The organism is Congregibacter sp. (assembly GCF_045107095.1).
Lineage (GTDB): Bacteria > Pseudomonadota > Gammaproteobacteria > Pseudomonadales > Halieaceae > Congregibacter.
Window position 1 is genome coordinate 1 of sequence record NZ_JBGCFU010000057.1, and the last position, 22,581, is coordinate 22,581.

The following is a 22,581-nucleotide window of genomic DNA, read 5'->3' on the forward strand; positions in this document are numbered from 1 at the left end:
GTTTTGGACGATTTCCCGTCCAGCGGCAATGTGCCACCAAAGATCGGACCCCATCATCTCCGTAAAGCCAAAGGACAGATAGATAAGGGCACCGGCCAACATCCAGGGCCAGCTTACCTGCGAAGGCCAGTCCCTTAGCAGCGAAAAAGAAGGCATGAGCTTTGCGTACGCAAAATCAAGAGGCGTCGGTAACTACCGGATTCACAGCGCTGGAAGCGCGAGGACGTAATCCCCCACAGGGCTGATAATCCATAACAAAGTACAGCTGCCGGCCCTTGCTTTCGTTGTAGGTGCGCGCAAGATACTCGCCAATAATGCCAAGGCATACCAGCTGCACTCCGCCCAAAAAGAGAATGATGACGATCAGTGATGGATAACCCGGCACGGGGTTACCCAGAATTAGGGTGCGCAGCAAAAAGAACAGTCCATAGCCAAAGGACATAAGCGAGGTGAAAAGTCCCAACCACGTAGCAAGCTTGAGTGGTGCCGCTGAAAACGAGGTAATTCCCTCAAGCGCGAGGTTCCACAGTCGCCAGTAACTCCACTTACTGTGCCCTAGAGATCGGGCATCGCGAACATAAGGAACGGCTTTTTGAGGGTAACCAATCCAGGCATAAAGGCCCTTCATGTAACGATGCTGTTCTCGCAGCTTAGCCAGTGCATCCACCGCTCTGCGGCTGAGCAAACGGAAGTCACCGGTATCTCGAGGAATCGGCACATCAGAGAGCCGATCCATCAGGCGATAGAACAATGCAGCACTTTTACGCTTAAACCATTGCTCACCCTCGCGAGATTCGCGAGTGGCGTAGACCACGTCATATCCCTCACGCCAATGCTCAATGAGCGTTGGAATCAGCTCAGGAGGATCCTGGAGATCTGCATCAATGACAATCACCGCATCGCCCTCCGCATGGTCAAAACCTGCAGACATAGCGGCCTCTTTGCCGAAATTGCGTGACAGGCGCAGAACACCCACGTGCTCGTTTATCTGAGACTGCAACCAATCACTGGAGCCATCCGTGCTGCCATCGTCCACATACAACAACTGCACAGTCATCGATGTGCTGAGGGACTCAAGCACGGCCATGATTCTCGTGTGAAACGTCGGCAATACCTCGCGCTCATTGAACACGGGAACCACAACAGAGAGTAGTTCAGTCACAGCAGATTCTGCGTTCTTCACCCAGCACTCATCGCTTACCAGTGAACACCGCGCATCACCTGCGCAAACATCTTCTGGGCTAGCTCAAGTTTGCTGGATGGCATATTGGCTCTCTCGGCCGCGGCCTCTTCATCACTGAGACCACGCGCCGCAGGGGAATCGGGAAAGAGTGCGTAGGCCTGACTCAGGAACGCCTCGGTAACGCTGGGGATTGTCGCCTGCGCTACGGCACCCGTCACTCCAAGACCCGTCGACATACGTTTGGGCTTGGAGATGATTGCTTTGATCACCAGGTCTCGCGCCTGCTCCGGAGACAAGGTAGGAAAGGCCTTATATAAGCTGGTGGGTGCAATCATAGGCGTCCGCACCAAAGGCATGTGAATCGTCGTAAACGATACGTTGTTAGCAGCGTACTCAGGTGCGGCACAAAGGCTAAAGGCATCAAGGGCAGATTTAGACGCCACATAAGCAGAAAAACGCGGCGGGTTAGTCAGCACGCCAATCGACGAAATGTTAATGATGTGGCCCTGCTCTCGCTCTTCCATACTGGGGAGAAAACCCAGTATGAGACGCAGCGCGCCAAAGTAGTTGAGCTCCATAGTGCGCTCGAAGTCATGGAAACGATCGTAACTGTGGCGCACTGAACGGCGAATCGATCGGCCGGCGTTGTTCACAAGAATATCCACGTGACCGTGATCCCGCAGCACATCCTTAACCAGCTTTGCACAGTTCTTCTCGCTGGAGACATCGCAGGAATATGCCTGAGCGTCTCCACCTTTCTTGGCTATTTCCTTGAGCGTCTCCTCAAGCTTCTCTACAGTCCGCGCGACCAAGAGCACCGTAGCCCCCGCGCGGGCAAGACGCAGCGCGCACTCTTTGCCGATGCCACTGGTCGCACCGGTAACCAGCACCACCTGACCTTTGACCGTTCGCCGCAATGCGGCCAAAGTCGGTCGTCCAATAAAGTCGTTAAATAGTCCATCCACTTCCCTGATCAGAGAATCTTTGTCTCCGCGCAAAAAGTGCCGCCAGTAGTCCCATAGCACCTGCGCATAGGAGTCATAGCTGGGACAACTGATTCCCGCAGGCTCAAGAAATGCCTGAGTTTTCGTTGAGTCAAAACGTGTGGGATAGTTGATATAGCCGATGACCTGCGGGGGTATGCCCAGGCGTGCAACCGCCTTTTCACCCAGCGACTTCACACTGGGAATTTTGCTAATACCCGTGCCTGCCAGCTTGCTGGCCTTATCGATAAGCTTCATGTTCACCGATCGAAGTTTGGGCCCATGCCCCACTTCCATCATGATCTTAAGTAGATCGCCTACACGGATTCCATCGGGGTCGGTAAGAAAGAAACAAGCATGATCCTGACCCTCGAGGTGCGCCAGATGGTCCATGGCATCGACAACAAAGTCGACGGGAACGATGTTGAGCAACCCCGCCTTGTTCATTATCAAGGGCAGCCCCTCGGGAGTGACCTTGCTGAGCTGGTCCAATAGCTCAAAGAAGTAATAAGGACCGTCGATCTTGTCCATCTCACCCGTCTCGGAATGACCTACAACCATGCCCGGACGATAGATGCGCCACTTCATGGTCGTCTCTTTGCGAACGAGACCTTCAGATTCATGCTTCGTCAAAAAGTAGGGATGATCCAGCGCACCCGCCTCTTCGAACATGTCTTCTGTAAAGGTGCCTTCATAAAGTCCCGCCGCCGCGATCGAAGATACCTGGTGGAAGCAGCCCGCTTTGACAGCCTTGGCCAAAGCGATTGCCTGAGCCGTACCATTTACATTGCTTACGCGCTGACTCTCGGCATCTGCCTCCATATCGTAGATCGCAGCGAGATGGAAAAAGTGATCAATCTTGCCCGTCTGCTGCTTAACCCAGGCGGCTTTAACGCCTAAACGTCGTTTGCTAAGGTCGCCTTCTACTGCCACCACCTGCTCTGCTGACGCACCCCACAGCTCGCGGAGAGCCTGGAGCTTGGGAACGGAGCCTGGGCGCACGAGCAAAAAGACCTTGCCGCCCCGATCTAAAAGCTTTGGCACCAAAAACCGTCCAATAAACCCGGTACCGCCCGTCACAAAGTAGTTCATGTCGTTCTCCAAAGTTCGCCTGATCAAAAGACCAAACGCTTGTCGTTTATTAGGATTGTTTGAGAGTCTCAAGCATAGATCAATTTAGCCAGAAACATCACTGCAAACTCGGACGCCTGAGGGTGCAGGAGAGCCCGGCTTCTTGAGAACAAAACACTGCGTCCACAAAAGTCCTTGGAGCCAGGTGTTTTGAATAGCTCTATCGATAGCAGCTAACAGCCCCTGCCCCCACCGGCCCCCAAACTCAGCAATCACAGGGAGGTAAAACCCCAAGCGCTCCTCCTTCACCACAACCAGATCAGCCGCGAAAAACTGTGCTTTGAGCTGCGCGGTAGATAGCACATTGATGTGGCCTGTGGGCTCAATAGGTTCACGATAGATCAAACGAAGCAATTGCAATATCCCCGGCAAAAAAGCGATCTTCCCGAGGAGTTCGACCGGGCTGTAGGGCTGAGGCGTGGTAAGAATTAGCGTGCCTTGGGGTTTGAGTGTTTTTGCCATCGCCGCTATCAAAGATGCCGAGTCCTCAACATGTTCAATCACCTCTGAGCAAAGGATGAGATCGATAGACTCCCGGCCTAAAACGCCCGAAATCAGATCTCCTTGAACAAAGCTAATAGGACTATCACTCGTGGAGTTATCGGTCAGATGTGCGGCGGCTTGCAGGTAACCCGGCTCGACATCAATAGCCACAACTCCATCGAAAACCTCTGCAAGCGACGAGAGGTAGACACCTGAACCGGGGCCGACTTCCAGAGCTTGGTCGACCGGTGAGATTTCTGCTGCGTTTGTTATCTCCAACCGAACCCAGTCACGACGGGCACAGTGCAAGTAGCGTCTTGTGGGATTCCGCGAAGCATAAAGCGTTCTCTGAAGGGCAACGAGGTCCTCTGCGCTGCTCATGGCTCAACCTCGAAGATCACAATATCACCGACGAATTGCGTAAAGCTGCCATACAGCGCGTAGTGCAGCAGTAACTCTGGCATGTAATTTGGCGCCTTTAAGTGCGCACGTTTGACCATCGATGGAAGTTCGCCTCTCAGAGCTCGCCGATAGAACGCTACGGACTCGGGAGTTGTCTTAATCAGCCGGGCGGGATCATTGACCAGGGGGCCGTTAAGCTCGTTGGCGAACGCCGTGTCGTACCAATTCTCACTCAGTATTACCGTGTCTGATTGTCGAAGGCGATTGCTGCCCGGTCTGGCAAAGGCGGGCTTAAAGAGACGGTGCCCTACACCGGTATCGGGCGGCGGATTTACATAGTAGCTCGCCCAAACTCGTGGGGGCTCGTGCTCCGCATACCACTTCGGTAGGTCCCGACGAGGATCAAAATGGTAGTCCGTCACCAGATCTGCAGCGAGCACAGCTTGCCAACTCAACAGCAGGGCAATCGACACGGCATGTAATGACGGTCGCAAGTGGCTTACGCCCGAAGCCGCTAGAAGACACGCCAGGGGCAGCAACGGAAGATAGTGCCGGTAGTAAGTAACGGGCGCCAGAAACGTCATGTACAAGACGAACGCGAGCAGCGGCAGTAGTGCCAGCCAAGCTCGATCTAAGGAGGTGCTTTTCCATAAACCCATGAGACCAGAGACTGCCATCACAAATCCAGGCAGCCCGAGTCCCATAACGAGCACAACTGGAATGTTCAGGGGATTACGCAGCCACTTGTGCCAACCTATAGCACCATAGTCTGTACCGAATCGCCCTTCTGCGCCTGCCGAGGTAAACGCCGCAAAAATCTCGACCTGCATCAATACGGGGGCCAGCCAAGGGGCCAACAACATAAAACCTTTAGCGGCTGTCCTTAAGCGTGACCACGGAACCACGGCGTAGAATAAAATCGGTAAAAACCACTTGAGCAATCCGGAAAGCCCTGGGGTACTCACAAATCCGAACAGGCCGGCATAGCTAAGGATTAGTAGCAAAGCCCTACTTCGATCTATGCCTTTAAAGAGCGCGGCATAGCTCGGCGTCGGAATGAGCACCGCTAAAGAGGCTAAAGCGAAAACCCAGTACTTGGTCCAAAGAGCCGGGGCGAGCAATAGCAAGGCGAGCGGCCAACGAAAGCCACCGCGCCTGATACTCCAAACCACTGCACAAGTGAAGGCATAGATGAAGAACGTCGAGGCAGCATCAACCGTTGCCACCATCGACTCGCTGATATGCCAACCAGAGAGCGCGAGCAAACCACTAGCGACATGCGCCACCAGCGGCTTCGCAGGGAAGAACAAGGCTGCAAGTATCCACAACGCAGCGACCGTCAATACGCCTGCTGCCGTGGAGTAGAGCCTGGCAATCGCGATATGGCTTTTACTGTGACAAAAAGCTTTGACAGCCCGGGCATCACCACGGATACCGTCAGGGACCGACAGACCCGAAGCTTCGGCAAGCGCCAAGGTTTGCCAGCCGACCCAGGGAGAATAATCAAAGCCGTCCAGAGCAGCGCGACAAGAACCCGCTTCGTCAAAGTTGACCAGGGTGAAGCTCCCCTCTCCATACCAATCCTGCCCGTAATTGAGAGCGGGAACCACGCGTACTGCGCAGGCCACTATCAAGATGCCTAGCAGCAGGGAATATGACCGTTTTGAAAAACTGAAGTCTGCGGATTCGGACAAGCTCGGCTCGCGAGAACTGAGGAGGTTAAGGGCAGTCTAGCAGAGCGTAAATGCGTCACTGATGCGCTCATCTTTGCATGCTAGACTCAAGGGTTCCGCGACTAATGACAGTACAGGATGTTGAGGTAATGAGCAGCACTGCGAAACCTTTACTCAAGGCCATTGAGGCGAGTCCCGACGGCCCAGAGATTTGCGCCATTTTCGATTTCGACGGGACCATCATCTCCGGCTACTCCGCCATCGCGTTTATTCGCGAGCAGCTGCGACGAGGGGATCTCTCGGTTCGTGATTTTCTGGAGCTGGCGAGTGCCATGACCAACTTTGGACTCGGCAATCTGGGTTTCTCCGGCATGATGGCGATAACCACGCAATTCATGCGCGGCATCGATGAACAGGCTTATGTAGAGCTCGGTGAAGATTTGTTCACCAAACAGATCGCTAGACTGGTCTATCCGGAGTCCCGCGCGCTTATTGAAGCGCACCTCGCAAAGGGTCACACGGTGGGCATTATTTCCTCTGCAACGCCCTACCAGGTGGAGCCTGCGGCGCGAGATCTGGGCATCGAGAATGTGCTGTGTACGCAACTCGAAGTAGAAGACGGCGTGTTTACCGGTAGTGTGGTCAGGCCCACCTGTTTTGGACAGGGCAAAGTAGATGCCGCCGAAGTTCTGGCCGACAGTGTTGGCGCAAACCTCGACGAAGGATTTTTCTATTCTGACAGCACCGATGATCAGTTACTTCTGGAGCGCGTCGGCAACCCCATAGCGCTGAACCCCAGCGACAAGCTCCGTGCCGTGGCTCGCGATAACAATTGGCCCACAGCAAGCTTTGGTAGTCGAGGCAGGCCGACACTGGGGCAGTTTGTTCGCTCCATCGCCGCCACGGTAAGCCTGGTTCCGTCCTTTGCGGCAGGTCTGCCGATTTATGCCCTCACCGGCTCACGACGGGAAGCCACTAACTTTTCCATTGGCTTGTTTGCCGAAACCGCTAGTGCATTAATCAATCTCGACCTTCGTGTTAACGGGGAGGAGAACCTCTGGAAACAACGACCCGCGGTGTTCATTTTTAATCATCAGAGCAAGGCCGACGTCGTTATCGGGGCAAAACTCTTGCGCCGGGATATGGCCGGCGTAGGCAAACAAGAAATCAAGAAAATGCCCGTCATCGGCAAAGTGCTGGAGATGGGTGGTGTGGTCATGATCGATCGCAAAAATGCCGCGTCCGCAATCGAGGCGATGCAACCTCTTGTAGATGCGATGCGCAATGATGGCAAATCAGTGGCATTGGCCCCCGAGGGCACACGCACCGTGTCGCCTAATCTGGCGCCGTTCAAAAAGGGCGCATTCCATCTGGCGATTCAAGCGGGTGTGCCCATTGTCCCCGTAGTCATTCGCAATGCTGGCGATGTTGCTCCTAAGGGCGACTTCATTTTTCGCCCCGCGACCGTAGAGGTGGATGTGCTTCCCCCTGTGGATACCAGCGACTGGGGCGCAGACACAATCGAAGAGCACATACGTGAAGTCCGCAACATGTTTCTGAAGACCTTGGGGCAACCCGAGGAAAAGGCCCCTGCTGCGAAAACCAAGAAAAAGCCAGCCTCTAAGGCAAAAACAGCGACCAAGACCAAGGCGAAGACCAAAGCCAAGGCAGCAGCCAAGAAAAAAACTCCGGCCAAAGCGGCTGCAAAGCCGAAAGCAAAAGCGAAGGCCAAACCGAAAGCCAAACCCAAGGCCAAATCTACGACCACGGCAAAGCGGAGTCCCGCCGCTAAGGCCAGACCTAAGACTGCGGCAAAGGCTAGACCCAAGGTTCGCCCAAAGTCAGCGAGCAGTTAAAGCGGGAACAGTAAAGAACAAGCTGCTTAGTCATTTCGTCATATAAGGAGAATAAAATGAGCGATCTGAAAATTGCCGTACTAGGGGGTGGTTCCTGGGGTACCACGGTCGCCGCACTTACAACGCGGAACGCACCCGTGACAATTTGGGCACGCAATCCCCAGACGGTCGACGAAATCAATAACGCCCATCGCAACCAAACCTATTTGCCCGATGCAGCTTTACCCGAGAGCTTGCGCGCTACTAATGATATCGGCGAGGCTGTGACCAACGCCGATGTTGTCGTCATGGGTATTCCGTCGCAGAACTTTCGCAGCGTGCTCATGGAAGTGAAGAAGCACTTGCGCGCCTGGGTGCCGGTGATCAGCCTCACGAAAGGGCTGGAACTCGACACACGCATGCGCATGACCGAGATCATTACCGAAATTCTTCCGGGACATCCGGTGGGAGTACTCACAGGCCCTAACCTCGCCAGAGAGATTATGGCCGGCCAAGCGGCGGCAAGTGTCATCGCCATGGACGACGATATTATTGTTCGTTCTCTGCAGCAGGTATTCAAGAGCGGCTTGTTTCGTGTTTACACGAACACCGATGTCGTGGGCTGCGAGCTGGGCGGCGTCCTTAAGAACATCATCGCAATCGCTGTGGGCATGGGAGATGGCCAGGGCGCTGGTGATAACACTCGCGCCGCTTTGATCACCCGAGGTCTTGCCGAGGTAACTCGCCTGGGGGTGGCCATGGGTGGTCGGGCTGAAACGTTTGCGGGACTTGCGGGTATGGGCGACATGATCGCTACCTGCACCAGCTCTCAGAGCCGTAACCGTCATGTGGGCATTGAGCTTGGCAAGGGCAAATCTATGGAGCAAATCGCCAGTGAGATGTTCATGGTCGCAGAGGGCGCAAAGAGCGCCCCCGCTGTGATGGCTCTGGCGGAGCAATACGGTATTGATATGCCCATAGCAAGAGATGTTTATCGCGTTGTTAGCGGCGAAACAAACGCTCGCGGAGCTTACCGAGGCCTTTTAAGAACAGCAGCTGGCGCTGAGTCAGAACCCGGCTGAGTATGCTGCATAAGCCACAGTACTGACTGTGTTAGAACTTTAACTATCGAGAGACCCCAGAGATGATCCGCGCTATTAGTTCCCTAAGTCTTGGTTTGTTGTTGAGCGGCTGTAGCAACATCAGCGTAGTCGACTCCGACACCAAGGACGCACCCAATCAGGCCATGGCTACGGTGCCCGTGGCGGCGTCCCCCATTCCCGATTATCAACTGAATAGTCCCTGGTATACCGACGCACAGGCGCGCGTCGCGAGATCTCTAGCCATGGGTGGGTCCAAAGACAAAGCCAGGAACGTGGTGATCTTTCTGGGCGACGGCATGGGGATCTCTACTATTACGGCCGCGCGGATTCTTGCCGGACAACAATCAGGGAATAGTGGCGAGGAAAATCGCCTGAGCTTTGAAGAGTTCCCCGTTACGGGCTTAGTTAAAACCTACAACGTGGACTCGCAGACACCCGACTCTGCGGGCACCATGAGCGCAATAATGACCGGCGTGAAAACCAAGATTGGCGTTTTCGGTGTCGATGAGCGAGTCGTGCAAGAGGACTGCCAAAGCGGTCAGAACGCAGAGCTTCTATCTCTTTTGGAAATAGCGGAACTGGCCGGCAAAGCCACGGGCGTTGTAAGTACCGCACGCATCACCCACGCCACTCCTGCGGCGACTTATGCAAAGACCGCCAATCGCGATTGGGAAGATGATGCCGAGCTCTCTGATGACGCAAAGGCCCAGGGTTGCGAAGATATAGCCGCGCAGTTTTTGGCGTCGCGCGAGCGCTTAAACGCGCAGTTTGGCTCTGGTGTGAGCAACGGTATTGAGGTAGCTCTGGGCGGTGGTCGCCGGCATTTCCTGCCGGATTCTGAAGAGGGTGGACGCCGAGCTGATGAGAGAAACCTCATCGCGGAATGGCAGTCAGCGTACCCTGACGGCAGCTATGCGAGTAACAAATCAGAGCTGGCTTCGATAGCCAGGGCACCAGTCCTCGGCTTATTCAGCGACTCTCATATGGCTTACGCAGCCGAGCGAGCAGTACCCGGTGCTGATCAGCCCAGCCTCACGGCAATGACGCTCAAGGCACTTGAGCTCTTGCAGAACAGCGATGAGGGCTTTCTGCTGGTGGTAGAGGCGGGACGTATCGATCATGCTCACCATGCGGGTAACGCCTCCAATGCGCTAAACGACACTATCGAACTTTCTGAGGCTGTCGCGGCCGTCATGAAAAACACGGCAGCCGATGACACGCTCGTTATGGTCACGGCCGACCACAGCCACGTATTCACGATGGCGGGATATCCGAAAAGAGGAAACCCAATCCTCGGGAAAGTAGTTCCCCCCTGGAGCGACGAGCCGCTATTGGATGATAACGGCCTGCCTTACACGACGCTTGGTTACATGAATGGCAGGGGATACCGAGATCACGGCGAGCAACTCAATGCGGACAGCACCTATGCCGAGCCTCCCTTGGGCGGTCGACAAGACATCTCTGACGTGGACACCACCAAGCCTGGTTACCATCAAGAGGCGCTGGTGCCTCTCAGTGCAGAAACCCATGGCGGTGAGGATGTAGCTGTTTACGCGACGGGTCCTGGCGCCGAGGGCGCTATGGGTTCAGTAGAGCAAAACCAGCTGTTCCACGTCATGCTGCAGGCAACGACCTGGGAAGCTGAAGCCGCTGCGCGCGTCGAAGAACTAAAGAGCGCTCGGTAGCGCCAGAAAACCTGACGCGATGGGAGCGGAATTTTTCGCCCCCATCGCAATCAAAGTAAGTACCTCGTTATTGTGTAGAAGACCCAAGCATGCGTTTTAGACAACAGCACTCTTTACAACAAGCTTTACAACAAGCTTTACAACAAGCTTCCAAAAAGGCTTACGGATTCATCAGAGCTTTGCGAGCCACTGCTTCTCGAGTTCCGCGAGTCGCAGCGTTGGCCCCCGTGCTTTTAGCGCTACTTACGGCGTGCACCACCAGCCCCACGGGACGGAGCCAATTCATGCTGATCTCTCCCGAATCCGCCATCGTTGAGTCCAAGCAAGCGTATCTAAGCACCGTTGGCCAACTGAATCAGGAAAACAAACTCATTGATGATCCTAAGATGTCGGATCGCGTCGCTACTATTACCGGCCGTCTGGTTACCGAAGCAATAGCGCTTTACCCCGACTCGGCAGATTGGGAATGGAGTGTGGCTATTATCGATGATGATGACACGGTGAATGCCTGGTGCATGGCCGGTGGACGCATGGCGGCCTACACTGGACTTTTTGAGCAACTCAAACTAACCGATGATGAGTTTGCGCAGATCATGGGTCACGAGATATCTCACGCCCTTGCGAATCACACGGCCGAGCGTATGTCGCGGGCGATGGCAATCAACGTTGGTGTCATAGCCGCCGGAGTAGCGTCCGACAATCACATTGCAACGCTGGCAGGCGCCTCGCTTGCTGCCAAACTGGCGCTAGAGCTACCCAATAGCCGCGTTGCGGAATCAGAGGCTGATCAAATTGGCATTGAGCTAGCGACCCGCGCGGGATATGACCCCGAAGCCGCGGTAACCTTATGGCAAAAAATGGGAGGCCTCTCCGACAGTCGCCCCGCAGAGTTTCTGAGCACGCACCCGGCTCCAGAGAACCGCCAATCAGCGCTGAATGACCTGGTGCCTGAAATGCGGGCGCTCAATCCTCAGGGACGCATGGCGAAGGTGACGCCGATCACGATCGTCCGCTAGGCGCCGTCAGGATTACCTGGAGTTTGTGTGGAAGTTTGCGTCGCAACTTGCGTCGCTAATCAGTTAGCGGTGCTTGTGGCGTAACTGAGTTCGGGGATTTCAGTGACGCTAGTGCTGCTTAGGAACGCAGAGGCCGCCTCCTGAACCACGGAATCTGCCGCCAGGTACTTCTCAAAGAAAGCTGTAATCACCACGCGCGCGATCATCTGCTGCCGAAGAACGTTCATCGTTTTTGGAAGAGGGTCCACCGTGCACAGTTCGTTTGGCGCGCTGTAATCAATACCCAACTCTACCGGCCCAAACAAACCTTCCCATTGGCTCTCCTGATTGGGCTTGATATATCGGCCCACGGACCAGCAACCCAGCGCGTCGGTATTGTCCATCGCTCTGAGCAAAGCCGTCCCACCAGAAAACCCGGTATGAGATCCGCCGGCCAAGGTTACGAGCTCGGCCCCGGGCTTCTTTTCAAGCACTGGAGCGGCATTACTGGCATAGGGCACCAGTACATCCAAATCGCCGGCGAACATCATGAAAGGAAGATCTACAGTTGCAAAAAAGTCTGCGGTGAAGAAATTGCTAGGGCCGGCAATGGACATCACCGCAGCGATACGTCGGTCACGCCACTTGGGATGAAACCCCGCCAGGGTAGACGTTAAACCACCCAGCGAAATACCCAATACGCCGACGCGCTCAGCATCAACCTTACCCGACAGAGCGTGTCCCGAGACCGCGCTATAACCCAGCAAGGTATCTATAAGAAAACTGATGTCTCCCGGCTGATTGATCACGTCTTCGACCAGAGCGCCTCCCGGCGCACCCATGCTTGTCAGGGGATAGTCCACGGCGACCACTACAAAACCGTGGCTCGCAAGATGTTCGGCGAGGTAAACACCGTTACTGCGGCTAGAGGTAAATCCATGACTAAAGACCAACAGGGGTCGAGGGCCGGCTTCAGCCTCAAAGGGATACCACACGTTACCGTCCAAAGAACGCGCATCATCGCCGGGATATTCACCATTGGGCTGGGTGGGCCGGTCGCGATCAACAAACACCTCCGCAAAACTTGCGACAGACCACGGACCCGCCGCCAGGCGAGCCTCACTATCGCTACCCGCCGGAAAGTCATCGGGCTGATGCGAGAAGGTCAGGTAAAGCGCCAGTAGAGCTAGGAGGACTCCAAGGCTAGCGAGAATTTTTAGCAGCAATTTCACCCGTTATTCCTCAAAGGTTGATCTGGAATTTGTACCACAGAAGCACGCTTAAGCATCGCCCCAAGGGTCAAGCTTGAGATCTTCGTCATGTTCTCCAAGACGCGGCGGCGGTCGATGGTAGGAAACCGGCGTTCGGGATAGCTTTATGGGACTACCTACAACTCTCAGATCGCTGTTATCCGGGTGGGGCAAATCGACGATCATCTCCCGGGCGGCAAGTTGCGGTTCACTAAGCGCCTCGGCAACTGTGTTGATGGGGCCCGCCGGGATACCCGCTGCCTCAAGTGCTGCCAGCCAGTCGGACGCGTCACGGGCCGCAAAGCACTCTGCTAAAACGGCAATCAAAACCTCCCGGTGCAAGACACGGTCGGCATTCCTCGTAAAACGAGGATCGGTGGCTAAATCAGCTTTGTCCAATAGTATGGCAAGCCTTGCGAACTGAGCGTCATTACCAACAGCAACAATGAAGTCACGATCGCGGGCGCGAAAACTCTGATAGGGCACGATGTTCGGATGGGCATTACCCAGCCGCGTAGGTGTAATGCCACCCACAAGAAAATTACTGGCCTGATTCGCCAGAGTTGCCGCCGTAACATCCAGCAGTGCCAAATCTACCTGCTGCCCGAGGCCAGACCGCTCTCTTTCGGCAAGCGCAGCGAGAATACCCACATTGGCATAGAGCCCCGTCATGATATCCGTGAGCGCGACGCCCACCTTTTGAGGACCAGCGCCAGGCTGACCATCGGCCTCGCCAGTTACGCTCATAAGGCCGCCCATCGCCTGCACAAGAAAGTCATAGCCAGGTCTGGCCGCTAAAGGACCCGTTTGTCCAAAGCCCGTAATCGAGCAATACACCAATCCGGGGTTTTCACTGCTCAGGCTTTTGTAATCCAGACCGTAGCGGGCCGCCGCCCCCACCTTAAAATTTTCGATGAGCACGTCTGCGCCTCGGGCCAGCTCGCGCAGGCGGCTTTGACCCTCTGCAGACTGAATATCGATGCGAAAGGAACGCTTACCGCGGTTGGTACATAAGAAGTACGCCGACTCTTGGCTATCATTACCTTCCGGGCTCTCCAGCCAAGGGGGCCCCCAACCGCGGGTGTCATCGCCGCCATCAGGACGCTCTATTTTGAGAACGTTTGCGCCCAAATCCGCAAGTGTTTGGCTCGCCCAAGGCCCCGCGAGCACCCGGGACAAGTCGAGAACGCGCAGGCCGTGGAGTGCAGACATCAAAAAGCGGGAATGTCCGTCTGTGAGCGGCCTAGGATCAAGGCATGAATATCGTGCGTCCCCTCATAGGTGTTAACCACTTCAAGGTTCATCATGTGGCGCATGACAGGATATTCATCGGAGATACCATTACCACCGAGCATGTCCCGGGCTTGGCGCGCCACATGCAGTGCTTTGCCGCAGGAATTACGCTTGATCAGCGAGATAAGGTCAGGAGAGATTGCCCCCGCGTCCATGAGCTGCCCCGCCCGGGCACAGCCCTGAAGACCTAAAGCGATCTCCGTTTGCATATCCGCGAGTTTGAGCTGGATCAGCTGATTTGCAGCGAGGGGCTTATTAAACTGCTTGCGCTCCATCGTGTAATCCAGCGCTGCATGCCAGCAGGTTTCTGCCGCACCCAAGGCTCCCCAGGCGATGCCGTAGCGCGCGTTGTTCAGACAACCGAAAGGTCCTTTTAGTCCCTGCACATTGGGCAGTAGCTGCTCCTCACCCACGAACACCTCGTCCATCACAATTTCGCCGGTGATAGATGCGCGCAGCGCAAGCTTGCCTTCTATTTTAGGGGCACTCAGTCCGTCCATTCCTTTCTCGAGCACAAAACCGCGAATCACGCCGTCGTCAGTTTTCGCCCAAACAACAAAAACATCTGCCACAGGACTATTGCTGATCCACATTTTCGCGCCGCTGATGCGGTATCCACCATCAACACTTTTCGCGCGGGTAACCATCCCTCCGGGGTCCGAACCATAATCGGGCTCTGTGAGACCGAAGCAGCCTATCCACTCTCCGGTAGCGAGTTTGGGGAGATACTTCTCTCGTTGCTCTTCCGTTCCATAGGCATAGATCGGGTACATAACCAGCGATGACTGTACGCTGAGCATAGACCGATAGCCTGAATCCACGCGCTCAACCTCACGGGCGATGAGACCGTAGCTGGTGTAGTCGACGCCGGGACAGCCGTAGCCGTCAATCGTCGACCCCAGCAAGCCGAGCTCTCCCATCTCGCGAAAAATCGCCAGGTCCGTATCTTCCTTGCGAAACGCTTCCTTTACGCGCGGCAGTAATTTTGCGGTCGCGTACTGCGCCGCAGAGTCACGAACCATCCGCTGTTCGTCGTTAAGCTGAGACTCCAAAGAGAATGGATCTTTCCAGTCGAGTTTTCCCCAGCGCATTTTTTGTGCCGTCATACTAGCTTCATCCAGTTACGTTTCAGTCCGCAATAATGCGTGACAATACTGACATTCACTATAACGCGAGAGTGGTACGCAAACATGTGTCGTATCAGGTGTATTCCGCGAGGCCGCAACGGACGCTATGATGAATACCCCTCGTCCAGACACACCATTGAGCACTCATTGGCATCACATCTTGACCCTAAGCTTGCCGCATTCTCCGAACTGGTCGCCAGCTGTCTGTCGGTTTTGGGGACCGAGCGCTTTGCAGATGAGCTAATAGCGGGGCTCAGGACCTTAGTGCCCGTAGATGATGCGACGGTGATTTATTACGCCGGGGGGGACCTACCCAGCCTCGTATACAGCGAAAAACCCAGAGCTCGCGCCAGCGACACCATGGAGCGCTTCCTCGCCGGTGCTTTCCTCCTGGACCCGTTTTACAAAGCGGCCAACGAGGAGCGGCGCTTCGGCGTTTTCCTCTTGAAGGAACTAGCCCCAGCGCGCTTCAGGGACAGCGAGTATTACCATAGCTGGTATCGCAACTGCGGTTTCACGGACGAGTGCGGTTTTCTAGTAGAAGTCGGCCCGGATGCATTCGTGAATGTTGCCTTGGGCCGTGTCGCCCAACAACGCTTTAGCCAAGCTCAGCTTCGGACACTGCGAAGCGTACAGCTCTCCATAGACGAACTTTGTAAGCAACACTGGTCAAGCCAAAGTAGTTCGGGCGAAGGTATTCGGGAGCATTTGCATCTAGCGCTGGATGACTTTGGCTCCAGCTTGTTAACCGAACGGGAGACCCAGGTCATCAATCTGGTCCTTCATGGGCACAGCACCAAGTCCGTGGCAACTCGTCTTGGCATTTCTGTCGAAACAGTGAAGCTCCACCGCAAGCACGCCTATGCAAAACTTGAGGTCAGCTCTCAGGCGGAGCTTTTCTATCTGTTTTTGGATTCTCTCATGAGCCATCAGAATTATCGTGGCGGGGATACGCTCATTAGCTACTTGGCCAAACCTCAGCGCTCTAATTCATCCTCATGAGCCTCGCTGTTGGATGCTAGTTGTCGGACTGGATTTCCTAATCGTCAAAAGATTCGTCAAAGGAATCGGTGTAGCCCTTAGGCGGCGGTGTCCAGCCCCGCTCACTACGGGCGTGGCCATCGTCGCGGTCGTAAAGCATCATTCCGTGCAACGCTTCCTCCAGCTCGATGAATAACGACTGAAAGCCGCGACCAAAGCTCTCGTCTTCGTCCTTCCTCAGCCATTGTTCATACAGCGCATCGCGGCCTTTGGCTTCGGCCTCATCAAAAGCTGCAGTCAGATTCTGCGCGCGAAACGGGTGATAATCCATCGCTCGCAAAGCCTGTTTACCCATGTGTAACGCCGAGTAATAAGTCTCGCTGACCACCCAGTCAGCTCCCGCCTGCCGAAGCGCGTACAAGTGAGCTCGGTCGTAAGCTCGCGCCAGCACCTTAAGTTTCGGGTGAGCGTGCTTTAGATGCTTTGTTAGTGCCAAGCACTGCTCCCGATCATCGATGGCCACGACGAACAACGAGGCGTCATCGACGCCCGCCGCGTGGAGAAGATCAGGCCGCGTTGCGTCACCAAAGTAGCTCTTCACATTGACTTGGCGCATGTTATCGATCTGCTCGGGGCTTCTCTCGAGTACGACAGTGGGGATCTGGTTGGCGCGGAGCATGCGATTTACAATCTGACCAAAGCGTCCGCTCCCCGCGATAATGACCGGGCCACGATCGTCAATCTCGTCACTCTCTCCGCCCTCGGTATTGGATGCATAGCGCGGCAGCACAAGCCGATCGAATGCGATAAACAGTAGGGGTGTGAGGAACATCGACAACGCCACCACCAAAAGGAGAATCGGAACCAAATCAGCGGGTAAAACACTGTTCTGTGATGCATAGCTGATCAGCACAAAACCAAACTCGCCCGCCTGGGCAAGGCTCAAGGTAAATAGCCAGCCATCGGCGCGGCGAACACCAAACATGAGAGCCAGCACAAACAGCACTGCGGCTTTCAGAAAGATCACACCGAGCGTTAGAGAAATTACCAGGCCGGCCTGTTCGATTAACAAGCCAAACTGAACGCCAGCGCCTACGGTAATGAAGAACAAGCCCAGGAGCAGCCCTTTAAAGGGCTCGATATCGCTCTCGAGTTCATGTCGGAATTCACTGTTAGCGAGAACGACCCCCGCCAGAAACGTTCCCAGCGCTGGCGAGAGCCCCACCAGACTCATAAGGAGCGCAATGCCAATAACGAGCATGAGTGCTGCCGCTGTAAATGCCTCGCGAAGACCTGTAGAGGCTATGAAGCTAAACAAAGGTCGCGTCAAAAAGTGTCCTGCGACCACTACGCCCGCAATAGACGAAAGCACCACCACTGCATGCATCCATCCCGACAGGCCCGCCACCAAACTCAGGTCATGGTGCCCGTCCTCAGCCGGTACTCCAGCGGCATCCATGAGCTCAGGTATTGCCAGCAATGGAATCAGAGCGAGCATTGGGATGACGGCAATGTCTTGAAAAAGCAGCACCGAAAATGCGCTTCGAGCGCCCTCGGATTTATTGAGTCCCTTCTCCTGAAAGGTTTGAAGCACAATCGCCGTAGAGGACAAACTCAACAACAAACCTACCGCAACCGCGGTGCGCCAATCCAAGCCGAACTGCCAGGCGATCGCGGAGAAAATACCGGCGCTGACAAAAACCTGCAGGCCGCCAAGTCCTAAAAGACGGCTCCGCATGCGCCAGAGCATGGCGGGCTCGAGCTCCAAGCCCACCAGAAACAGCATCATAACTACGCCGAACTCTGCGTAGTGCTGAATGGTGACGCTCTCCTCGGAACCTACCAGGCCGAGGGTAGGGCCAATGACGACCCCCGCCACCAAATACCCGAGCACCGAACCCAGGCCAAAGCGCTTTGCCAACGGCACTGCGATAACGGCTGCCGCCAGATACACAAAAACCTCGAGAAGCAGACCGGTCACTGTGAAACTTCCGGCGGATTGTCGGCAAACAGTTCGTTGATGGTGCAGGCATCACTTTGGGCCCAGGTTTCGAGGGACGCGCTAGCGAGCTGATCAAGGAGTGAGGAAAAAGCCCGAAGGTGCGCCTCCCGTCTCCCCTCCTCAACCGCTGTACGAGAACTAAAAAGTGCGAAGGGCGGGATATAACGCATGTGGCACAAAGTCGCCGTCTGCTCCAGCGGAACCAGTAGATCGCGGAGACTGTGGTGGTTGTAACCACTCACATCATAGGCTGAGCCTGCCCCACCGGCACTGCAAGCGCAGAGAAAATACTTGCCCGCCAACGCCGTACCTTCGCTGCCGTAAGCAAACCCATGTTCAAGCACCAAATCCTGCCATTCTTTAAGGAGCGCCGGCGTCGAATACCAGTACAGAGGAAACAAAAAAACAATCACATCGTGTTCGCAAAGACGTTGCTGTTCTTTGTCGATATCAATGCGGTAGTCGGGGTATTCGGCGTATAGGTCCACAAAGGTGGCATGAGGATGCTCCTTTGCCACAGTCGCAAGATGTCTGTTGATCTCCGAGCGACCGGGGGACGGGTGGGCAAACAGCACCAATATGCGGCGTTCGCTCACCGTCTCATGCGTCCTCAGGCAAAGGAATAAACTCGTCATCCCCAGGCACACCCGGAAAGTTTCCTTCGCGCCAATCGACTTTCGCTTTATCGATTCGTTCGAGACTATTGCTGACAAAGTTCCAGTACATATGACGCTCGCCGAGGGGATCCCCGCCTATCAAAAGTACTCGCGCCGCTTCGGAGGCTGTGAGCATCACCTCGTCTCCTCCTTCAAGGACGGCCATGACGCCCGCAGGGACAACTTCGCCATCCAAAACCACAGACCCTTCGGCAACATAAAGCGCATGCTCCTGCTCCTGCAGCGCGATGCGGGTCTCCGCTGCGGCGTCGACGTTAAGATCCACATACAAGGTCCGAGAATAGGTTTTTACCGGTGATTCATGACCGGCGAGCTTCCCCATAATCAACCTAAAGCTTACGCCTCCGTCTTCCCACTGGGGTAAGTCGGCTGCAGGGTAATGGGTAAAGTCTGGTGCTATCTCCTGTTGCTCTGCGGGCAGCGCAATCCATGACTGAATGCCGTGAAGCTTGGACTGCTCATCGAGATCTGAGCCCGGGCGCTCTGAATGGACGATGCCGTGACCCGCGGTCATCAGATTGATCGCGCCGGGATGAATAGGCTGCACAACCCCTAGACTGTCCCGATGAAGAATCTCGCCCTCGAAGAGGTAAGTAATGGTGGCAATGCCAATATGTGGATGAGGTCGAACGTCGATACCTTTACCGGGAGGAAACTCTGCTGGCCCCATGTGATCGAAGAAGACAAAAGGCCCAATCATGCGCTGTCGAGCGGCCGGCAGAACGCGACGAACACTAAACTCACCAAGGTCTTTCTCACGCGGCTCTATGCGCAACCGAATGTGACTGTCCTGCTCCCGACATTCAGCTTCTTCACAACTAAAAAAACTCATGGTATCTCCCGAAGCTGATACACAAACGCTAACTGATGATAGCGGGTGTGGTTGGTAACACGGTAAGCAGCGCAGTGAATAACACAGCAAAGCTACAAATTGGTGTCGTACTCCAGTGGCGTGACATGCCGACCAAACTCATCGATCTCCTGCTGTTTCACTAGACCATACACCTCTTGAAAAGACGCCCCCAGATACTCAGCCACAAACCGCGACTTCCGGAAGATATCCAGTGCATCGTTCCAGTGCTGAGGCAGGCTCGGCTCCAGCTGTTCCCACGCATTTCCTTCGAGGGCCTTTGGTGGCTCCAGTTCATGTTCAATACCGTAGAGCATACCGGCAAGCAGCGCCGCAATCGCAAGGTGCGGCTGAGCGTCCGCACCACCCACACGATGCTCCAAGCGCATGGCGGACAGCGGGCCTGCGGGCACGCGCAGCGCAACCGTGCGGTTTTCGTAACCCCAGCAAGGAGCCAGCGGCGCGTGCATACCCCGTTGAAAACGACGATAGGAGTTCATAGTAGGTGCCAGCAGTAACATGACGTCAGGCAGGGTATGCATGCATCCGGCGATCGCATGACGAAGCAATGGGCTGCCCTGCGGCGTTCCATTGTTAAACAGATTGTTGCCACTGCTATCCGCAATACTGCAGTGCAAGTGCATGCCGTTCCCGGCGAGCTCTCCAAAGGGCTTGGCCATGAAAGTGGCGATGCGTTCGAAACTTCGCGCAACACCACGAATGGCGCGTTTGAGCAGCAGCGCCTGATCTGCAGCAAGCAGCGCATCGGGATGATGCAGCAGGTTGATCTCGTACTGCGACGGCGCGCCTTCCTTGATCAGAGTATCTACCGTTAAATTTTGCACTTCGCAGCACTCGCGCACTGCGTGCATGAAGTCCTCGACCTCCGCCATTGCCTCCAGGCCATAGGTTTGCCCCGACCCCAGGGCGCCGCCCACACTGTCTCGTTGCGTATGATTAGGGCGCCCTTGAGCGTCCCGCTGAGTATCCAGCAGGAAAAACTCCATTTCGCTGGCAACCACGGGTTGCAGGCCACGCTCTCGAAAGCGCGCTTCGACATTCCCCAAAATACGCCGGGGATCGAGACCATTGCGAGTCCCATCTTCATGATCAAGGCTGACCAGTACTTGCGCCATGGGTCGCTTACCCCAAGGCATAGGCGCCAAGCTCCAGGGCTCAGCAACACAGCATCCGTCGCCGTCGCCACTGAGAAACACCCACTCCTCAACATCCCTACCCCAACTATCAAAAACAAGGGAGCTGATGGGGAGCTTTAGTTCATCGGCAAACACGGTGCTAAGTTTGTCGCGAGTTACCCACTTGCCGCGGAGTCCTCCCGACACATCTGCGAGAACAACCTCGAAGAGCTCAATATCCGGGTGTCGATCAAGAAAACTTTCGAGTTGTGAGGAGGAGTTCACGATAGCTTCCGAGAGTGGTGATCGGTCGAAGAACAGTACATTTGGCAACACCTTTGGGTTAATGGCAGCGACGCGTGCCTGTGACACACTTTCGCATCTTAAAGCAGGGAAACTCGATATGAACAGCACCGCAGACACTGCCAGCCTCAAAGCGCTTGACCGGGCGCATCACCTTCATCCTTTCACGGACTTTCATGACTATGCCAAAGGCAACGGCCGGATTTTTAGCCGCGCCGAAGGTGTGTTCATCTACGATAGCGATGGTAACGGGATGCTTGATGGTATGTCCGGCTTGTGGTGCTGCAACCTTGGCTATAGCCAGGAGCGCATCAAACAAGCTGTGTTCGATCAAATGCAGCAACTGCCTTACTACAACAACTTCTTTAACTGTTCGAACCAACCAGCGGTAGAGCTCGCCGCAGCGCTTACCAAAGTAGCGCCCGAAGGTTTCGATCACGTGTTTTTCACAAATTCAGGCTCGGAAGCTAACGATACAAACATCCGCATGGTGCATCGCTACTACGATCTCCTGGGTAAACCCGAGAAAAAACTGATTATCAGCCGTAAAAATGCTTATCACGGCAGTACCATCGCTGCGGCATCCTTAGGCGGCATGAAAGCCATGCACGAGCAGGCAGTGGGGCTGAACTACATTCACCACATTAACCAGCCACACTGGTTTGAGCTTGCAGAGCCAGGAGAAGATCAGGATAGCTTTGGCCTGCGGGTTGCTCGAGAACTGGAGTCCAAGATTGACGAATTGGGAGAAGACCGCGTGGCCGCGTTTATCGCTGAGCCGGTCCAAGGTGCAGGAGGCGTTATTGTTCCCCCGGATACTTACTGGCCAGAACTTCAGCGAATTTGTAACGAGCGAGACATTCTCCTTATTGCCGATGAGGTCATCTGCGGCTTTGGACGCACCGGCCAGTGGTGGGGTAGCCAGACCTACGGCATGCAGCCCGATCTAATCACCTTCGCCAAGGCGGTAACCAACGGCTATATGCCGCTTGGCGGCGTATTGGTGTCCGACAAAGTCGCTGATGTACTGATGGCGAGCGGCGGCGAGTTCGCCCACGGGCTCACCTACTCTGGCCACCCGGCATCCTGCGCTGCAGGTCTGGCGACTCTCGATATTCTCCATGAGCAAAATATCGTTGGCCGCGCCGCGGAGCATCTCGCACCCTACTTCCAGAGCCGCCTTGAGTCGCTGAGCGACCACCCCATCGTCGGCCAGGTTCGCGGGCGAGGCTGTTTTGCAGCTGTAGAGCTGGTCGCCAACAAAGAAACCCGCGAACGCCTCGCTCCGGAATCAGCTGGCGCCGTGTTCTGTCGGGATACAGCAAACAGTCTCGGCCTCATGGTGCGTCAAACCGGCGATGCCATGATCATGTCTCCACCGCTTATCTGCGAGCATGAGCATATCGACTATCTCATGGAGAAGCTGACAGCAGCGCTGGATGCTACGGCTCAGCATTACGGAATCGGTGACTAAAGAAAACTCTGCCTT

General features: G+C 55.3%; 18 protein-coding genes. 6 read left to right on the forward strand and 12 right to left on the reverse strand.

Features of this window, described 5'->3' with window-relative positions; all coding sequences use genetic code 11:
• Positions 1–175: 175 nt before the first annotated feature.
• The 4 genes from AB8B76_RS09680 to AB8B76_RS09695 form a co-directional block, all read right to left on the reverse strand.
• Entirely contained in the window at positions 176–1,162 is a 987-nt protein-coding gene (locus AB8B76_RS09680) for a glycosyltransferase family 2 protein (protein WP_405272041.1), read from the reverse strand.
• 35 nt (positions 1,163–1,197) lie between these two features.
• Positions 1,198–3,258, reverse strand: coding sequence for an SDR family oxidoreductase (locus AB8B76_RS09685; RefSeq protein WP_405272043.1), 2,061 nt, complete (start codon positions 3,256–3,258; stop codon positions 1,198–1,200).
• An 84-nt stretch (positions 3,259–3,342) separates the two neighbouring features.
• Positions 3,343–4,161, reverse strand: coding sequence for a class I SAM-dependent methyltransferase (locus AB8B76_RS09690; RefSeq protein ID WP_405272044.1), 819 nt, complete (start codon positions 4,159–4,161; stop codon positions 3,343–3,345).
• Positions 4,158–5,810, reverse strand: a complete 1,653-nt coding sequence (locus tag AB8B76_RS09695) for a hypothetical protein (RefSeq protein ID WP_405272045.1) — start codon at positions 5,808–5,810, stop codon at positions 4,158–4,160. The genes AB8B76_RS09690 and AB8B76_RS09695 overlap by 4 nt, the downstream gene beginning before the upstream one ends.
• 194 nt (positions 5,811–6,004) lie before the next feature.
• Between AB8B76_RS09695 and AB8B76_RS09700 the strand changes: the two genes are divergently transcribed.
• The 3 genes from AB8B76_RS09700 (at position 6,005) to AB8B76_RS09710 (ending at position 10,478) form a co-directional block, all read left to right on the forward strand.
• Positions 6,005–7,711, forward strand: a complete 1,707-nt coding sequence (locus tag AB8B76_RS09700) for an HAD-IB family hydrolase (protein ID WP_405272047.1) — start codon at positions 6,005–6,007, stop codon at positions 7,709–7,711.
• A 56-nt stretch (positions 7,712–7,767) separates the two neighbouring features.
• Entirely contained in the window at positions 7,768–8,772 is a 1,005-nt protein-coding gene (locus AB8B76_RS09705) for an NAD(P)H-dependent glycerol-3-phosphate dehydrogenase (RefSeq protein ID WP_405272049.1), read from the forward strand.
• Positions 8,773–8,834: 62 nt separating this feature from the next.
• Positions 8,835–10,478, forward strand: a complete 1,644-nt coding sequence (locus AB8B76_RS09710; protein ID WP_405272050.1) for an alkaline phosphatase — start codon at positions 8,835–8,837, stop codon at positions 10,476–10,478.
• A 160-nt stretch (positions 10,479–10,638) separates the two neighbouring features.
• Here the strand turns inward: AB8B76_RS09710 and AB8B76_RS09715 are convergent, their stop codons facing one another.
• Entirely contained in the window at positions 10,639–10,764 is a 126-nt protein-coding gene (locus AB8B76_RS09715) for a hypothetical protein (RefSeq protein WP_405272052.1), read from the reverse strand.
• Between AB8B76_RS09715 and AB8B76_RS09720 the strand changes: the two genes are divergently transcribed.
• On the forward strand, positions 10,763–11,494 hold the full coding sequence (locus AB8B76_RS09720; RefSeq protein ID WP_405272054.1) for a M48 family metallopeptidase: 732 nt from the start codon (positions 10,763–10,765) through the stop codon (positions 11,492–11,494). The two genes, AB8B76_RS09715 and AB8B76_RS09720, sit on opposite strands and share 2 nt — an antisense overlap.
• A 59-nt stretch (positions 11,495–11,553) precedes the next feature.
• On the opposite strand, the gene AB8B76_RS09725 is transcribed toward AB8B76_RS09720, so the two are convergent.
• The 3 genes from AB8B76_RS09725 to AB8B76_RS09735 are packed head-to-tail and all read right to left on the reverse strand — an operon-like array spanning position 11,554 to position 15,122.
• Complete coding sequence (locus AB8B76_RS09725) at positions 11,554–12,705, reverse strand: alpha/beta hydrolase family protein (protein ID WP_405272056.1); 1,152 nt, start codon at positions 12,703–12,705, stop codon at positions 11,554–11,556.
• Between the two features lie 48 nt (positions 12,706–12,753).
• A complete protein-coding gene (locus AB8B76_RS09730) occupies positions 12,754–13,935 on the reverse strand; it encodes a CaiB/BaiF CoA transferase family protein (RefSeq protein WP_405272058.1) in 1,182 nt (393 codons plus the stop codon).
• Positions 13,935–15,122, reverse strand: a complete 1,188-nt coding sequence (locus tag AB8B76_RS09735) for an acyl-CoA dehydrogenase (protein WP_405272060.1) — start codon at positions 15,120–15,122, stop codon at positions 13,935–13,937. Before AB8B76_RS09735 ends, AB8B76_RS09730 begins: the two co-directional genes overlap by 1 nt.
• Positions 15,123–15,206: 84 nt before the next feature.
• Here AB8B76_RS09735 and AB8B76_RS09740 point away from each other — a divergent pair, with 84 nt between their 5' ends.
• A complete protein-coding gene (locus AB8B76_RS09740; protein WP_405272062.1) occupies positions 15,207–16,145 on the forward strand; it encodes a response regulator transcription factor in 939 nt (312 codons plus the stop codon).
• A gap of 37 nt (positions 16,146–16,182) precedes the next feature.
• Here the strand turns inward: AB8B76_RS09740 and AB8B76_RS09745 are convergent, their stop codons facing one another.
• The 4 genes from AB8B76_RS09745 to AB8B76_RS09760 all read right to left on the reverse strand — a co-directional run bounded on the left by AB8B76_RS09745 (position 16,183) and on the right by AB8B76_RS09760 (position 21,161).
• Positions 16,183–18,105 (reverse strand): monovalent cation:proton antiporter-2 (CPA2) family protein, encoded by a 1,923-nt coding sequence (locus AB8B76_RS09745; RefSeq protein ID WP_405272064.1) that lies wholly within the window; start codon positions 18,103–18,105, stop codon positions 16,183–16,185.
• Positions 18,102–18,722: an NAD(P)H-dependent oxidoreductase gene (locus tag AB8B76_RS09750; RefSeq protein ID WP_405272066.1), complete on the reverse strand. Its 621-nt coding sequence runs from the start codon at positions 18,720–18,722 to the stop codon at positions 18,102–18,104. Before AB8B76_RS09750 ends, AB8B76_RS09745 begins: the two co-directional genes overlap by 4 nt.
• Positions 18,723–18,726: 4 nt before the next feature.
• On the reverse strand, positions 18,727–19,635 hold the full coding sequence (locus tag AB8B76_RS09755) for a pirin family protein (RefSeq protein ID WP_405272068.1): 909 nt from the start codon (positions 19,633–19,635) through the stop codon (positions 18,727–18,729).
• 92 nt (positions 19,636–19,727) lie between these two features.
• The gene (locus AB8B76_RS09760) at positions 19,728–21,161 is read right to left on the reverse strand and encodes a glutamine synthetase family protein (protein ID WP_405272070.1); all 1,434 of its coding nucleotides are present in this window, start codon (positions 21,159–21,161) and stop codon (positions 19,728–19,730) included.
• A 31-nt stretch (positions 21,162–21,192) separates the two neighbouring features.
• Between AB8B76_RS09760 and AB8B76_RS09765 the strand changes: the two genes are divergently transcribed.
• The gene (locus AB8B76_RS09765; RefSeq protein WP_405272072.1) at positions 21,193–22,566 is read left to right on the forward strand and encodes an aminotransferase; all 1,374 of its coding nucleotides are present in this window, start codon (positions 21,193–21,195) and stop codon (positions 22,564–22,566) included.
• The last annotated feature ends 15 nt before the right edge of the window (positions 22,567–22,581 follow it).

What these genes read in the sequence shown, in the direction of transcription:
- AB8B76_RS09730 (WP_405272058.1), bottom strand. Translation starts at nt 13,935, where the DNA reads ATGTCTGCACTCCACGGCCTGCGCGTTCTCGACTTGTCCCGGGTGCTC.
- AB8B76_RS09755 (WP_405272068.1), bottom strand. Translation starts at nt 19,635, where the DNA reads ATGAGTTTTTTTAGTTGTGAAGAAGCTGAATGTCGGGAGCAGGACAGT.
- AB8B76_RS09705 (WP_405272049.1), top strand. Translation starts at nt 7,768, where the DNA reads ATGAGCGATCTGAAAATTGCCGTACTAGGGGGTGGTTCCTGGGGTACC.
- AB8B76_RS09740 (WP_405272062.1), top strand. Translation starts at nt 15,207, where the DNA reads ATGTGTCGTATCAGGTGTATTCCGCGAGGCCGCAACGGACGCTATGAT.
- AB8B76_RS09765 (WP_405272072.1), top strand. Translation starts at nt 21,193, where the DNA reads ATGAACAGCACCGCAGACACTGCCAGCCTCAAAGCGCTTGACCGGGCG.
- AB8B76_RS09685 (WP_405272043.1), bottom strand. Translation starts at nt 3,258, where the DNA reads ATGAACTACTTTGTGACGGGCGGTACCGGGTTTATTGGACGGTTTTTG.
- AB8B76_RS09720 (WP_405272054.1), top strand. Translation starts at nt 10,763, where the DNA reads ATGCTGATCTCTCCCGAATCCGCCATCGTTGAGTCCAAGCAAGCGTAT.
- AB8B76_RS09700 (WP_405272047.1), top strand. Translation starts at nt 6,005, where the DNA reads ATGAGCAGCACTGCGAAACCTTTACTCAAGGCCATTGAGGCGAGTCCC.
- AB8B76_RS09690 (WP_405272044.1), bottom strand. Translation starts at nt 4,161, where the DNA reads ATGAGCAGCGCAGAGGACCTCGTTGCCCTTCAGAGAACGCTTTATGCT.
- AB8B76_RS09715 (WP_405272052.1), bottom strand. Translation starts at nt 10,764, where the DNA reads ATGAATTGGCTCCGTCCCGTGGGGCTGGTGGTGCACGCCGTAAGTAGC.
- AB8B76_RS09710 (WP_405272050.1), top strand. Translation starts at nt 8,835, where the DNA reads ATGATCCGCGCTATTAGTTCCCTAAGTCTTGGTTTGTTGTTGAGCGGC.
- AB8B76_RS09735 (WP_405272060.1), bottom strand. Translation starts at nt 15,122, where the DNA reads ATGACGGCACAAAAAATGCGCTGGGGAAAACTCGACTGGAAAGATCCA.